The sequence below is a fragment of the Enterobacter sp. BIDMC109 genome (assembly GCF_001037885.1).
GTDB classification, from domain to species: Bacteria; Pseudomonadota; Gammaproteobacteria; order Enterobacterales; family Enterobacteriaceae; genus Enterobacter; species Enterobacter hormaechei_C.
This window is the reverse complement of sequence record NZ_KQ090002.1, coordinates 1,189,553-1,204,518: the sequence shown is the minus strand read 5'-3', so window position 1 is coordinate 1,204,518 and position 14,966 is coordinate 1,189,553. Positions and strand designations below refer to the sequence as shown.

Here is a 14,966-nt window from a genome sequence, read left to right as displayed (position 1 = left end):
GTCACTCTCCTAACAGGCGCATCATTTCCGCTTCGTCGATTACCTCGATGCCAAGCTCCTGCGCTTTTGCCAGCTTCGAACCGGCCGCTTCCCCGGCAATCACCAGGTCGGTTTTCTTCGATACGCTGCCCGCCACTTTTGCCCCCAGCGCCACCAGGCGCGCTTTCGCGTCATCGCGCGAGAGCTGGCTCAGGCTGCCGGTCAGCACTACCGTTTTACCGGCAAACGGGCTGTCGATCTCTTCGGCATTAACCACTACCGGTGCAGGCCAGTGAATGCCCTGTTCCAGTAATTTACCGATCACTTCACGGTTGCTCTCTTCGGCGAAGAAGTTGAAAACGTGGGTAGCGACCACAATGCCGACATCAGGGACTTTCTGTAGCTCGTCGATGGTGGCTTTCTCCAGCGCGTCCAGCGTGCCGAAATACGCCGCCAGCCCTGCCGCCGTCGCCTCTCCGACTTCACGAATGCCAAGCGCGTAAAGGAAACGGGCAAAGGTGGTGTTTTTGGCCGCCTCGAGCGCGTTAACGATGTTCTGGGCAGATTTCGGCCCCATACGATCAAGACCGGTCAGCTTACCTGCCGTCAGGGTAAAGAGGTCCGCTGGCGTATGGACGTACTCTTTCTCAACTAACTGGTCGATAATCTTGTCACCCATTCCGTCGACGTCCATCGCCCGGCGGGAGACAAAGTGCTTCAGGGACTCTTTACGCTGCGCGCCGCAGATTAACCCGCCCGTACAGCGCGTTACCGCTTCCCCCTCCACGCGCTCAACGTCCGAACCACATACCGGACAGTGGGCTGGAAACTCGATGGCACGGGTATCGGCAGGACGTTCAGACTCAACAACGTTAACCACCTGTGGGATCACGTCGCCCGCGCGGCGAATCACCACTTTGTCACCAATGCGCAGGCCCAGGCGGGCAATTTCATCGGCGTTATGCAGCGTGGCGTTACTTACCAGCACGCCAGCCACCTGCACAGGCTCCAGACGCGCCACAGGCGTAATCGCCCCCGTACGCCCTACCTGAAACTCCACGTCGCGAACGAAGGTCATCTGCTCCTGCGCCGGGAACTTAAAGGCCACCGCCCAGCGCGGCGCACGGGCCACAAATCCTAACTGTTCCTGCAACGCCAGCGAGTTAACCTTGATCACCACGCCATCAATATCAAACCCGAGCGTGGGACGATCCTCTTCAACCTTGTGATAGAACGCCAGCACCGCCTCCGGAGAGTCGCAGAGCTGCACGCGGTTGCTAACCGGTAACCCCCACTCTTTGAACTGCATTAAACGACCCAGGTGAGTATCTGGCAGGTCACCGCCTTCCAGGATCCCGACGCCGTAGCAGAAGAAAGTAAGCGGTCGCTTCGCGGTGATTCGTGGATCGAGCTGACGCAGCGAACCTGCCGCCGCGTTACGCGGGTTTGCAAACACTTTCCCACCGGTACGACGCGCTTCTTCGTTGATCTTCTCGAAGCCCGCCTGCGGAAGGAACACTTCCCCGCGCACTTCCAGCCGGGCGGGAATGTTATCGCCACGCAGTTTCAGCGGGATCGCACGAATAGTGCGCACATTAGTGGTGATGTCTTCCCCGGTAGTGCCGTCGCCGCGCGTTGCGGCACGCACCATCACGCCGTTCTCATAAAGAATGCTAACGGCCAGACCATCCAGCTTTAGCTCGCAGCACCAGCTCAGATTGTCGATGCTCTTCAGGCGATCCTGCACACGCTTGTTGAAAGCCAGAAAACTCTCTTCATCAAACACGTTATCCAGCGACAGCATCGGCACTTCATGGCGCACCTGGCTGAAAGCGCCCAGCGGTTCCGCGCCGACGCGCTGCGTTGGGGAATCGGGCGTAATCAGTTCGGGGTGCTGCGCTTCCAGCTCGCGCAGTTCACGCATCAGGCGGTCATATTCCGCATCCGGCACTTCCGGTGCGTCCATAACATGATAGAGATATTCATGATGGCGAAGCGTGGTTCGCAGTTCAGTAAGTTGTTGTTCGATTGAGTCCATATCGCACCATCAATGAGAAAAACCCCCGACAGGCGGGGGTTGAGGAGGAGGTGAAGTTAACGCGACGATTACGCGTTCGCTTCCTTAACTTCGCGGATGCGGTCCTGATACTCGCGCAGTTTCTGCGGCGTCATCATTCGACGCTGATCGTCGAGCACCACACCGCCCACTTCGTCGGCGATGTGCTGAGCGGACTGTAGCATCAGCTTAAAGTTTTGCAGCTCGTCACCGTAGGACGGCACCTGCATAAAGATCGTAACCCCCGGCGTGACGAAATCACCGGTCATTTCCGGGTCAAACGTGCCTGGATTGACCATATTGGCCAGGCTAAACAGCGCCGGACCGCTACCGTCAGGACTCAGGTGGCGATGGAAAATATTCATGTCGCCGAACTTGAAGCCTGCCTGTTGGATGCTGTTAAGCAGCACGTCACCGTTCAGATGGGTGCCATGATGAGCAGCCACGTTCATGATGATCACCGCTTCTTTACGCTGCGGCTTTTCAACAACCGGTTCTGGCTCTGCGACCGGCTCTGGCTCAACACGCGGAGCGGGCTGTGGCGCAGGCGGTTCAGGCTGCGGCTGCGGTTGTTGTACCGGCTGCGGCTGCTGAACAGGCTGTGGCTGATGCACTGGCTGTGCAGGCTGTTGCACAGGTTGCGGCTGTACAGGCTGTGGCGCAACGGGCTGCTGTTGCACAGGCTGCTGCGGCGGATGACGAACAGGTTCTTCCACTGGCGGCGGCGCTGGCTGGCGCGGCTGGGCAGAGGCATACGGTGGTTGATACTGGTGCTGCGGAGCGCGGGGGGCTTCATGCTCTCCATGCGCTGCGCCGGGCGCAGTATTGACCCGATGAACACGAACTTCACCCACGCCGTCGTCGTCAGGACCGTCGATGTCGTCTTCAACGTCATCGTCGTCACGACTGGACTTCATGCGCTTCAGTGGACGATCGCGAAACATAGAGGAACGCTCTTTACGGCTGGTCCAGAAACCATGTACCAGTAAAGCGATTATGGCGATCGCGCCAACAATGATTAATATCAGACGCAAATCCTGCATCATTATATTCTCTGTTGTTCTAACACCTTGCCACCACGGCAAACATTTACTCACTAAGAGTATTTGCCGTTTACGTCAAGTGCAAGTGTATGCAGAGCATTCACAGCATAAAGATGAACTAAATCGTGCTTTTTGCTGGTTTTTCGAACATTTCCGAACTGGTCATTGGCCCGTAACTGGATAATATAGGCGGGCAATTCCACTGGTTGTGTAAAAAGGAGTACAGCCTGGTATGGTTTCAACATCTTCTTCTGCCCCACGCAGCGGGGTCTGGTACTTTTCTCAGGGCTGGAAACTGGTCTCCCTGCCGGGCATTCGACGCTTCGTTATTTTGCCGTTACTGATCAACATTATTCTGATGGGCGGGGCCTTCTGGTGGCTGTTCACCAGACTGGAAAGCTGGATCCCTTCCCTGATGAGCTATGTGCCGGACTGGTTACAGTGGCTAGACTACCTGCTCTGGCCGATTGCGGTTATCTCCGTGCTGCTGGTTTTCGGCTATTTCTTTTCGACGATAGCAAACTGGATAGCCGCGCCGTTCAACGGTCTGCTTGCCGAACAGCTGGAAGCGCGCCTTACCGGTGCGACGCCACCTGACACGGGCGTACTGGGGATCGTGAAAGATCTCCCCCGCATCATGAAGCGTGAATGGCAGAAGTTCGCCTGGTACCTGCCGCGGGCGATTGTGCTGCTTATTCTTTATTTTGTACCCGGGATTGGCCAGACGTTCGCGCCCGTGCTGTGGTTCCTGTTCAGCGCCTGGATGCTCGCTATCCAGTACTGTGATTATCCGTTCGATAACCACAAAGTGCCGTTTAAAGAGATGCGCACTGCCCTGCGCACTCAGAAGGTTGCCAACATGCAGTTTGGCGCGCTGACCAGCCTGTTCACCATGATCCCTTTCCTGAATTTGTTCATCATGCCCGTCGCCGTTTGCGGCGCGACGGCGATGTGGGTGGACTGCTACCGTGCTAAGCACGCGTTATGGAAGTAATGCAAAAATGTGTAAAAGAGGGGTGGCTTATGCCGCCCCTTATTCCATACTGATCCCCATTATTTCCTTGCAGCATATAGATATGCGATTTCCTTACTTCCCCATACCTGTTCAACAGGTATGCTGGGTCGGTATCCCAATTTCATACAGTTAAGGACAGGCCATGAGTAAGATTTATGAAGACAACTCGCTGACTATCGGTCATACGCCCCTGGTTCGACTGAACCGTATCGGTAATGGACGCATTCTGGCGAAGGTCGAATCTCGTAACCCAAGCTTCAGCGTTAAATGCCGTATCGGTGCGAATATGATTTGGGATGCTGAAAAGCGTGGCGTGCTGAAACCTGGCGTTGAGCTGGTTGAACCCACCAGCGGCAATACCGGTATCGCTCTGGCCTATGTTGCGGCGGCGCGTGGCTATAAGCTGACGCTGACTATGCCTGAAACCATGAGCATTGAGCGTCGTAAGCTGCTGAAAGCGCTGGGTGCGAACCTGGTCCTGACCGAAGGCGCAAAAGGCATGAAGGGCGCGATTCAGAAGGCCGAAGAAATTGTTGCCAGCGATCCGGCAAAATATCTGCTGCTCCAGCAGTTCAGCAACCCGGCCAACCCGGAAATTCATGAGAAAACCACCGGCCCGGAAATCTGGGAAGATACCGACGGTCAGGTTGATGTGTTTATCTCCGGCGTAGGCACCGGCGGTACGCTGACCGGTGTGTCTCGCTATATTAAAGGCACGAAAGGTAAAAAAGATCTGATTACCGTTGCCGTTGAGCCAACCGACTCACCGGTTATCGCTCAGGCGCTGGCAGGCGAAGAGATCAAACCTGGCCCTCACAAAATCCAGGGTATCGGCGCTGGCTTTATTCCAGGCAACCTGGATCTGAAGCTGATCGATAAAGTCGTCGCCATTACCAATGAAGAAGCCATCTCCACGGCGCGTCGCCTGATGGACGAGGAAGGCATTCTGGCGGGTATCTCTTCCGGTGCGGCGGTTGCGGCAGCCCTCAAACTGCTGGAAGATGAAACCTTTACCAATAAGAACATTGTGGTTATCCTACCGTCTTCGGGTGAGCGTTACTTAAGCACAGCACTGTTTGCCGATCTCTTCACAGAGAAAGAACTGCAACAGTGATGCCAGCATGTTAAAAACGCGTAAAAAAGCACCTTTTCAGGTGCTTTTTTGTGGCCTGCTTCAAAGTTTTACCCCTCCTGGCATTGCTTCACCCCGTTGGGTCTGGTATTTAAACCAGCAATTATTTTGATGCGCGAAATTAATCGGTGAACGAAATAGCGCTGCTGAATCGATTTTATGATTTGGTTCAAGTCTTGCTTTCACTGCATAATGTTTAATGACGATTGAAACGTCAGCGCTAACTATACAGGCTAAAGTTAAGTCGCCAGGCTAGACTTTAGTTCCACAACACTAAACCTATAAGTTGGGGAAATACAATGTTCCAGCAAGAAGTTACCATTACCGCTCCGAACGGTCTGCACACCCGCCCTGCTGCTCAGTTTGTTAAAGAAGCGAAAGGCTTCACTTCTGAAATCACTGTGACTTCCAACGGCAAAAGCGCTAGCGCAAAAAGCCTGTTCAAGCTGCAAACTCTGGGCCTGACTCAGGGTACGGTTGTTACCATCTCCGCTGAAGGTGAAGACGAGCAGAAAGCAGTTGAGCATCTGGTTAAGCTGATGGCTGAACTCGAGTAAGTTTACCGGGTTCTTTTCAATATCAGTCACAAGTAAGGTAGGGTTATGATTTCAGGCATTTTAGCATCCCCGGGTATCGCTTTCGGCAAAGCATTGCTGCTGAAAGAAGACGAAATCGTCATTGACCGGAAAAAAATTTCTGCCGACAAGGTTGATCAGGAAGTTGAACGTTTTCTGAGCGGTCGTGCCAAGGCATCTGCGCAACTGGAAGCGATTAAAACTAAAGCTGGCGAAACTTTCGGTGAAGAAAAAGAAGCCATCTTCGAAGGGCACATTATGCTGCTCGAAGATGAGGAGCTGGAGCAGGAAATCATAGCCCTGATTAAAGATAAAGGCATGACGGCCGACGCGGCTGCGCATGAAGTTATCGAAGGTCAGGCATCTGCCCTGGAAGAGCTGGACGATGAATACCTGAAAGAACGTGCGGCTGACGTACGTGACATCGGTAAGCGCCTGCTGCGCAACATCCTGGGTCTGGCCATCATCGATCTGAGCGCGATTCAGGACGAAGTCATCCTGGTTGCCGCTGACCTGACCCCGTCTGAAACCGCACAGCTGAACCTGAACAAGGTGCTGGGTTTCATTACTGATGCAGGTGGACGTACCTCCCACACCTCAATCATGGCGCGTTCTCTGGAGCTGCCAGCCATTGTGGGTACCGGTAGCGTTACCTCCCAGGTTAAAAACGACGACTATCTGATTCTGGATGCCGTAAACAATGTGGTTTACGTCAACCCAACTAACGATGTGATCGAGCAGCTGCGTTCCGTTCAGGAGCAGGTTGCTACCGAGAAAGCGGAACTCGCTAAACTGAAAGATCTGCCAGCTATCACGCTGGACGGCCATCAGGTTGAAGTGTGCGCTAACATCGGTACCGTACGTGACGTTGACGGCGCTGAGCGCAACGGCGCGGAAGGTGTAGGTCTGTATCGTACTGAATTCCTGTTCATGGATCGCGACGCTCTGCCAACGGAAGAAGAGCAGTTTGCAGCGTACAAAGCGGTTGCGGAAGCGTGCGGCTCGCAGGCTGTAATCGTCCGTACCATGGACATCGGTGGCGACAAAGAGCTGCCGTACATGAACTTCCCGAAAGAAGAGAACCCGTTCCTGGGCTGGCGTGCCGTGCGTATCGCCATGGATCGCAAAGAGATCCTGCGTGACCAGGTTCGCGCTATTCTGCGTGCCTCCGCTTTCGGTAAACTGCGCATCATGTTCCCGATGATCATCTCTGTTGAAGAAGTGCGTGCACTGAAGAAAGAGATCGAAATCTACAAACAGGAACTGCGCGACGAAGGTAAAGCATTTGACGAATCCATTGAGATCGGCGTGATGGTGGAAACACCGGCAGCCGCGACCATTGCGCGTCATTTAGCCAAAGAAGTTGATTTCTTTAGTATCGGTACCAATGATTTAACGCAGTACACCCTGGCAGTTGACCGTGGTAATGATATGATTTCACATCTCTACCAGCCAATGTCACCGTCCGTACTGAATTTGATCAAGCAAGTTATTGATGCTTCTCATGCAGAAGGTAAATGGACTGGCATGTGTGGTGAGCTTGCAGGCGACGAACGTGCTACACTTCTGTTGCTGGGTATGGGTCTGGACGAATTCTCTATGAGCGCCATTTCCATCCCGCGCATTAAGAAGATTATCCGTAACACGAACTTCGAAGATGCGAAGGTGTTAGCAGAGCAGGCTCTTGCTCAACCGACAACGGACGAGTTAATGACGCTGGTTAACAAGTTCATTGAAGAAAAAACAATCTGCTAATCCACGAGATGCGGCCCAATTTACTGCTTAGGAGAAGATCATGGGTTTGTTCGATAAACTGAAATCTCTGGTTTCTGATGACAAGAAAGACTCCGGAACTATTGAGATTGTTGCTCCGCTCTCCGGCGAGATCGTCAACATCGAAGACGTGCCGGATGTAGTGTTTGCTGAGAAAATCGTTGGTGATGGCATTGCTATCAAACCAACTGGCAACAAAATGGTTGCTCCAGTTGACGGCACCATCGGTAAAATTTTTGAAACCAACCATGCGTTCTCTATCGAATCCGATAGCGGTATCGAACTGTTCGTTCACTTCGGTATCGACACCGTTGAACTGAAAGGCGAAGGCTTCAAACGTATCGCGGAAGAAGGCCAGCGTGTTAAAGTTGGCGACCCGGTAATTGAATTCGATCTGCCGCTGCTGGAAGAAAAAGCGAAGTCTACCCTGACTCCGGTTGTTATCTCCAACATGGACGAAATCAAAGAACTGATCAAACTGTCTGGCAGCGTCACCGTGGGTGAAACCCCGGTTATCCGCATCAAGAAGTAATTCTTGCCGCACAGAAAAATGGCGCCTTCGGGCGCCATTTTTGTTTATGCCGGCAGGATAAGCTCGTCATAGCCTTTCGACTGCGTGTAGATCATAACGTCAGTCACCCGATCGCCCGCCATGCGAATGGCATCGGCAACGGTCTTACCTCCCACAATGCCGCTGACCAGCTCTGAACAGAACAGATCGCCCGTTCCTTTCAGATCCGTCTCTACGCGCGGGTGCGCGCTTACGGTAACACCTTCTTCGCTCACCAGCACGACGTGGATATTCTGCGGATCGTCAGCCACTGGCGCGCTGGTGATCGCCACCCATTTCAGCGTGTCGGACAGCAGCCCCTGCGCGGCGGCAATGGCGCTCTCCGGCGTACGGCACGGTTTGCCGCTCAGCACTTCCAGTTCATACACGTTGGGCGTAATGCCCTGGGCCATCGGGAGCAGATGCTCACGGTAGGCTTCAGGAATATCCGGCTTCACGTACATCCCGCTATCGATATCCCCGATCACCGGGTCAACCAGCACCAGCAGATCGGGATGTTGCACTTTGATTGCCTTCAGCCACTGCGCCAGCAGCACGATCTGGCTGGCGCTGCCCATATAGCCGGTGGTGACCGCTTTAAGCTCGCGCAGGATCTCGCGCTCTTCCAGCGCCTTAAGGTAGCCGCTGAACCACTCGTCCGGGATCACCCCGCCGTAGAAGGTGTCGTAGTGCGGCGTATTGCTGAACAGCACCGTTGGCACGGCGGTAACGTTCAGCCGGTGGGTGCGAATATTAGGCACCGCGATGCTGTTTCCCACGCTGCCGTACACCACCTGCGACTGTACGGCGACAATATCGGTTTGCTGCGCCCGGGTGTTATCCCGGAATAAAATCATCTCCATGACGCTTAAATCCCCGCCCCCTGCGAATAACTCTCTTCACCAAAGACGCCGGTAGACAGATAACGGTCGCCGCGATCGCAAATAATCGCCACGACCACCGCTCCCGGCGTGGACTCGGCCACCCGGATCGCGCCCGCTACGGCACCGCCAGAGCTGACGCCGCAGAAGATACCTTCACGCACGGCCAGCTCACGCATGGTATTTTCCGCCTCGCGCTGATGAATATCCAGCACCTGGTCCACAAGCTGCGCATTAAAGATGCCCGGCATATACTCCGCCGGCCAGCGGCGGATGCCCGGAATGCTGCTCCCCTCTTCCGGTTGCAGGCCGACAATCGTCACCGGCTTCTCCTGTTCGCGCAGAAAGCGTGACACACCGGTGATCGTGCCCGTGGTCCCCATGCTGGAGACAAAGTGGGTGATGCACCCGTCGGTTTGCTGCCAGATTTCCGGGCCGGTGGTGGTGTAGTGCGCGTACGGGTTGTCCGGGTTGTTGAACTGGTCGAGAAGCTTGCCTTCCCCGCGCTCCGCCATCGCTAACGCTAAATCTCGCGCCCCTTCCATCCCCTGCTCTTTGCTCACCAGAATCAGCTCGGCTCCATAGGCGCGCATGGCGGCCCGGCGCTCCTGGCTCATGTTATCCGGCATCAGCAGCTTCATGCGGTAGCCTTTCAGGGCGGCAATCATTGCCAGCGCGATACCGGTATTTCCGCTGGTGGCCTCAATGAGCACGTCGCCTGGCTTAATTTCACCGCGCTTCTCGGCCTGGACAATCATCGACAGTGCCGCCCGGTCTTTCACCGACCCCGCCGGGTTATTGCCTTCGAGTTTGACCCAGATTTCGCTGCCGTTATCAGGCCCCATGCGCTGAAGTTTGACCAGAGGGGTGTTGCCGATGGTGTGTTCGAGTGTATTCACGATTTTTACTCAATAAAAAAGCCGGGTGGCGCTTAGCTTACCCGGCCTACAAGACGCAGTGATAACTGTAGGCCCGGTCAGCGCAGCGCCACCGGGCGATAAACATACTAATAACCTATCAGGCTGACTCCGCCAGAGCAATATCCTCGCGCGTTTCAATGCGCTCGTTGCCATGATAAATGCGCGCGTGTTGCAGCCCCACAAAAAGACGCTCCCCCCGGTGCGGCGGCTCGTCGTCACGCATAACCACGGTCAACGGCTCGGTGTACCAGCCCAGGGGCTGTACCACCAATTGGGTGTAGTGCCCTTTAGGGCTAGCTTCCAGCACCTGCACCGGAAGCGGTGAATCCAGGCTGGTACGGCGGCTGACGTCCACTTCCCACGGACGCAGGAACAGATCCACCGGCCCCTGATGCGCGGAAGTATACCCCAGCGGCCAGCGGTGCGCGCCAACGTGGAACTGACCGCCGCGAATGGTGCCCTTAAGGCGGTTGACTTCCCCCATAAACTCCAGCACAAAGCGGGTCGCCGGTTCACGCCAGAGCTGCTCTGGCTCGTCAACCTGCTCAATGTTGCCCTGACTCATTACCACCACGCGATCGGCCACTTCCATCGCCTCTTCCTGATCGTGGGTCACGAAAACGCTGGTGAACTGGAGTTCCTCATGCAGCTGACGCAGCCAGCGGCGCAGCTCTTTTCGCACCTGCGCATCCAGCGCGCCAAACGGTTCGTCCAGCAGCAGGATTTGCGGTTCAACGGCTAACGCACGCGCCAGCGCCACGCGCTGCTTCTGCCCGCCGGAAAGTTGAGCCGGGAAGCGGTCCGCCAGATGCGCAAGCTGCACCATCTCCAGCAGTTTGGTCACTTTCGCTTTGATGGCGGCGGCATCTGGACGTTCACGACGCGGCAGCACGGTCAGGCCAAACGCGATGTTGTCGAATACCGTCATGTGGCGGAACAGCGCATAATGCTGAAATACAAAGCCCACTTTACGGTCGCGGGCGTGCAGGCGGCTAACGTCCGTACCGTGGAAGCGAATATGTCCGCTGGTCTGGTGTTCAAGCCCGGCGATAATACGCAGCAGCGTGGTTTTACCGGAGCCAGACGGCCCCAGCAGCGCCACCATTTGTCCGGAAGGGATATCCAGCGAGATATCATTCAGCACCTGGGTGCGACCAAAAGACTTCTTAATATTGGCAATCTCAATGCTCATGATTTCCCTCCTGATGCTGACGTTTTTCCTGATTCTCTAAACGCCACTGCACCACACTCTTCAAAAACAGGGTCAAAATCGCCATCAGCGTCAGCAACGCTGCGGCAGTAAAGGAACCGACGGTGTTGTAGTCCTGTTCCAGTAATTCAATCTGTAACGGCAGCGACAGGGTTTCGCCGCGAATCGAGCCGGATACCACCGACACCGCGCCAAACTCACCGATCGCACGGGCGTTGGTCAGCACCACGCCGTAAAGCAGTGCCCAGCGGATATTCGGCAGCGTGACGCGGCGGAACATCTGCCAGCCGGAAGCGCCGAGCAGCACCGCGGCTTCATCTTCATGGCTGCCCTGGCTGAGCATCACCGGCACCAGCTCGCGCACCACGAACGGACAGGTGACAAAGACGGTCACCAGCACCATCCCCGGCCAGGCGAACATGATTTGCAGGTCGTGTTCATCCAGCCAGCCGCCCAGCGGGCCATTGGAGCCGTAGAAGAGCAGATAAACCAGACCCGCCACCACCGGAGACACCGCAAACGGGATATCCAGCAGGGTCAGCAGCAGCTGACGCCCCGGGAAGTTAAAGCGCGTTACCAGCCAGGCCAGCAATACGCCAAACACCAGATTCACCGGGACGGTGATCAGGGCAATCATCACCGTCAGCCAGATGGCGTGGAGCATGTCCGGATCGGCCAGGTTTTGCAGCGCGGGCATAATCCCTTTGCTGAAGGCCTGCACGAAGATGTACACCATCGGCACGACGAGAATGAATGCGGAGACCAGCACGCCGGTACCAATCAGAAACCATTTGCCCCAGTTGATGCGGGGCGCGTCATAGCGCTTCAATTGCGTAACTTCCGCCATCAGTGACCTACCACACGTCGACCAAAGCGACTTTGCAGAGTGTTAATCGAGAACAGCAGCAGCAGCGACGCGGCAAGGATCACCGAGGCAATCGCGCTCGCGGCCGGATAATCAAACTCCTGCAAACGGACAAAAATCATCAGCGAGGTCACTTCGGTTTTCCACGCGATGTTCCCGGCGATAAAAATGACCGCGCCAAATTCACCGAGGCTGCGGGTAAAGGAAAGCGCCACCCCCGCCAGCAAGGCCGGAGAAAGTTCCGGCAGCACAACCTTACGGAAACTCTGCCAGCGCGTGGCGCCCAGGGTTTCCGCGGCCTCTTCGTATTCGGGGCCTAACTCTTCCAGCACCGGCTGCACGGTACGTACCACAAACGGGATGCTGGTGAAGGCCATCGCCACCGCGATACCGATCCAGGTATAGGTCACTTTAATATCAAACTTCGCCAGCCATTCGCCGTAAAAGCCGTTCACGGAGAACAGCGACGCCAGCGTCAGACCGGCCACCGCCGTCGGCAGGGCAAACGGCAGATCCATCAGGGCGTCGAGCAGCGTGCGGCCCGGGAAGCGATAGCGGGTTAAGATCCATGCCATCAGCAGGCCAAACACGCCGTTAAAAATCGAGGCCACGAACGCAGACAGCAGCGTGACCTTGTAGGCCGCCACCACCTGCGGGTTGGTGACCACTTCCCAGTACTGGGACCAGCTCATCTCAGCGAGCTGCATCACCAGAGCGCTGAGCGGTAACAATAAAATCAGACAGACGAACAGCAGGCTGGTCCCGAGGCTTAAGGTAAAACCCGGCAGCACACGTCTTGTTGATCCTGCAAACATTACTTACGCCCCGCCGCCAGCAATTTGTCTAACTCACCGCCGCTGGCAAAATGCGTTTTCATCACCTCAGGCCAGGCGCCGAAATGATCTTCCACGCGGAACAGCTCGGTCTGCGGGAATTTGTCTTTCAGCTTGTTCATCACGTCCGGATTATTAACGCGGTAGTAATAGTCAGTAATCACCGTCTGCGCCTGCGGGCTGTACAGATAGTTGAGATAGGCTTTTGCCGCTTTCTCAGTGCCGTTGGCTTTGACGTTTTTATCCACCCACGCCACCGGGAACTCGGCCAGAACGTTAGTTTTCGGGATAACCACTTCGAAGCCCTGCGCTTCGTACTGTTTACGAATATTGTTCACTTCGGATTCAAAGCTGATCAGCACATCGCCCAGCCCGCGCTCGGCGAAAGTGGTGGTTGCGCCCCGGCCGCCGGTGTCAAACACTTCGACGTTTTTCAGGAACTGGGTCATAAACTGTTCGGTTTTCGCTTTATCGTTACCGTCAGCTTTGTCCGCCGCGCCCCACGCCGCCAGATAGGTATAACGCGCGTTGCCGGAGGTTTTCGGATTCGGGAAAATCAGCTTGACGTCAGAACGCACCAGGTCGTTCCAGTCGTGAATGTTTTTCGGGTTGCCCTTGCGCACCAGGAAGCCCATGGTGGAATAGAACGGCGAACTGTTGTTCGGCAGGCGGCTTTGCCAGTCCGCCGGGATCAGCTTGCCTTTGTCGTGCAGGATCTGCACGTCCGTGACCTGGTTGTAGGTCACCACATCCGCTTTCAGCCCCTGCAAAATGGCCAACGCCTGCTTGGATGAACCAGCGTGCGACTGTTTGATGGTCAGCTTGTCGCCGTTGTTATCTTTCGCCCACTGCTGTTCAAATGCGGGATTAAGGGCGGCAAACAGCTCGCGTGAAACATCATAAGAACTGTTCAGCAACTCGGTTGCCTGCGCCTGCGCCACCAGCAGTAAACCTGCCAGTGCCAGCGATCCTTTTTTCAGTACAGTAACGGCCATTGCGCACCCTTATAAATGTGATGACTATCTTATAGTCATAATATTTATAACGGAGTCTAAAGGAGTAACGGTTTTATATACCGTTTGGTGATTTAGAAGCAGAAAAGGGAATAAGGGGTGCGGGAGAAATTGCCGGGTGGCGCTAACGCTTACCCGGCCTACGAATGGAGAGCGATTTACAGCGCCAGCAGGCGCTCAACGGACGGCGCAAAGTAGTAGCCGCCGGTCACGGGACGGGTGAAGCGCAGCATGGCGTCACGCTTGCCGTCGGTATCGCCAAACATGCTCAGCAGCTGCTGTTCGATGTTGTAGAGGCGTGCACAGTAAGCGCAGAAGTACAGGCCGTGCGTACCGCTCGCGGTGCCGTACGGCAAGCTCTGGCGAATAATCTTCAGCCCCTTACCGTCTTCTTTAAGGTCAACGCGGGTCAGGTGGGACGTGACCGGACGCGCATCGCCGTCAATCTCTTCATTGGCGTCTTTGGTGCGGCCAATCATCATCTCCTGGTCATGCACGCTCATGCGGTTAAGCTGCCTGAGGTTATGCTCCCAGCGCTGGACGAACACGTAGCTGCCGCCTGCGTCCACGCCATCCTTGATTACAGCCACCTCGCGACGCGTCTCTTCCCCGGCCGGGTTTTCGGTGCCGTCGACGAAGCCGCTCAAATCGCGCTCTTCCACCCAGCGGAAACCGTGGATCTCTTCCTGCACGTCGATGCTGTCACCAAAGGCCTCAATCGCTGCCTGAGCGACGGAGAAATTCACGTCATGGCGCAGGGAGAGGATATGGATCAGGACGTCATACTGGGTGGCGGGCGCAAGACCTTTGCCATAAGGAATAAAGTCTTTCAGCTCTTCTGCGCCTTCGCCGCCGCTCAGCTGACGCCAGACGGTGTTGCCAAAGGCAACCACCGCGCCCAGATGGGCTTCGGGGAATTTGGCCTGAAAGGTGGCCAGTTTATCAACGAAAATTTTGCTGGCCGCGCGCAGGGCATCCACGTCCCCTTTGACGTTGGCTTCAATCCAAATCGCCGCGCGGCAATGTTCTGGCAAAATGCCACTCTGAACCTGAGACATCGCTCCTCCTGAAAAAAAGATGCCACGACAGCGTGGCATTGATGGCGGCTATTATACCTGGAT

Annotated in this window: 14 protein-coding genes; 5 read left to right on the top strand and 9 right to left on the bottom strand. The window is 55.6% G+C overall.

Features of this window, described 5'->3' with window-relative positions:
- Position 1: 1 nt before the first annotated feature.
- Positions 2–2,017, bottom strand: coding sequence for an NAD-dependent DNA ligase LigA (gene ligA / locus SK62_RS05730; RefSeq protein ID WP_017383473.1), 2,016 nt, complete (start codon positions 2,015–2,017; stop codon positions 2–4).
- 68 nt (positions 2,018–2,085) lie between these two features.
- A complete protein-coding gene (gene zipA, locus SK62_RS05725; RefSeq protein ID WP_015572226.1) occupies positions 2,086–3,081 on the bottom strand; it encodes a cell division protein ZipA in 996 nt (331 codons plus the stop codon).
- Positions 3,082–3,310: 229 nt separating this feature from the next.
- On the opposite strand from zipA, the gene cysZ reads away from it, so the two are divergent.
- The 5 genes from cysZ to crr all read left to right on the top strand — a co-directional run bounded on the left by cysZ (position 3,311) and on the right by crr (position 8,105).
- Positions 3,311–4,072 (top strand): sulfate transporter CysZ, encoded by a 762-nt coding sequence (gene cysZ / locus SK62_RS05720; RefSeq protein WP_047719302.1) that lies wholly within the window; start codon positions 3,311–3,313, stop codon positions 4,070–4,072.
- A gap of 163 nt (positions 4,073–4,235) precedes the next feature.
- Entirely contained in the window at positions 4,236–5,207 is a 972-nt protein-coding gene (cysK, locus tag SK62_RS05715; RefSeq protein WP_006811453.1) for a cysteine synthase A, read from the top strand.
- Between the two features lie 317 nt (positions 5,208–5,524).
- A complete protein-coding gene (gene ptsH, locus SK62_RS05710) occupies positions 5,525–5,782 on the top strand; it encodes a phosphocarrier protein Hpr (RefSeq protein WP_000487600.1) in 258 nt (85 codons plus the stop codon).
- Positions 5,783–5,827: 45 nt separating this feature from the next.
- Entirely contained in the window at positions 5,828–7,555 is a 1,728-nt protein-coding gene (gene ptsI / locus SK62_RS05705) for a phosphoenolpyruvate-protein phosphotransferase PtsI (protein ID WP_006811455.1), read from the top strand.
- A gap of 40 nt (positions 7,556–7,595) precedes the next feature.
- A complete protein-coding gene (gene crr, locus SK62_RS05700; RefSeq protein ID WP_003861316.1) occupies positions 7,596–8,105 on the top strand; it encodes a PTS glucose transporter subunit IIA in 510 nt (169 codons plus the stop codon).
- A 44-nt stretch (positions 8,106–8,149) separates the two neighbouring features.
- Here crr and pdxK read toward each other — a convergent pair whose 3' ends face one another.
- The 7 genes from pdxK to SK62_RS05665 all read right to left on the bottom strand — a co-directional run bounded on the left by pdxK (position 8,150) and on the right by SK62_RS05665 (position 14,903).
- Positions 8,150–8,986: a pyridoxine/pyridoxal/pyridoxamine kinase gene (gene pdxK, locus SK62_RS05695; protein WP_047746437.1), complete on the bottom strand. Its 837-nt coding sequence runs from the start codon at positions 8,984–8,986 to the stop codon at positions 8,150–8,152.
- Between the two features lie 5 nt (positions 8,987–8,991).
- On the bottom strand, positions 8,992–9,903 hold the full coding sequence (cysM, locus tag SK62_RS05690; protein WP_047719304.1) for a cysteine synthase CysM: 912 nt from the start codon (positions 9,901–9,903) through the stop codon (positions 8,992–8,994).
- A gap of 118 nt (positions 9,904–10,021) precedes the next feature.
- Positions 10,022–11,116, bottom strand: a complete 1,095-nt coding sequence (gene cysA / locus SK62_RS05685) for a sulfate/thiosulfate ABC transporter ATP-binding protein CysA (protein WP_047719305.1) — start codon at positions 11,114–11,116, stop codon at positions 10,022–10,024.
- Positions 11,106–11,981 carry a sulfate/thiosulfate ABC transporter permease CysW gene (gene cysW, locus SK62_RS05680; protein ID WP_003861305.1) on the bottom strand — a complete coding sequence of 292 codons (876 nt, stop codon included), beginning with the start codon at positions 11,979–11,981 and terminating at the stop codon, positions 11,106–11,108. The genes cysA and cysW overlap by 11 nt, the downstream gene beginning before the upstream one ends.
- Entirely contained in the window at positions 11,981–12,814 is an 834-nt protein-coding gene (gene cysT, locus SK62_RS05675) for a sulfate/thiosulfate ABC transporter permease CysT (protein WP_017383478.1), read from the bottom strand. The genes cysW and cysT overlap by 1 nt, the downstream gene beginning before the upstream one ends.
- Positions 12,814–13,827, bottom strand: a complete 1,014-nt coding sequence (locus SK62_RS05670) for a sulfate ABC transporter substrate-binding protein (protein ID WP_017383479.1) — start codon at positions 13,825–13,827, stop codon at positions 12,814–12,816. The genes cysT and SK62_RS05670 overlap by 1 nt, the downstream gene beginning before the upstream one ends.
- Positions 13,828–14,003: 176 nt before the next feature.
- Positions 14,004–14,903, bottom strand: a complete 900-nt coding sequence (locus tag SK62_RS05665) for a Dyp-type peroxidase (RefSeq protein ID WP_015572221.1) — start codon at positions 14,901–14,903, stop codon at positions 14,004–14,006.
- Between the last annotated feature and the right edge of the window lie 63 nt (positions 14,904–14,966).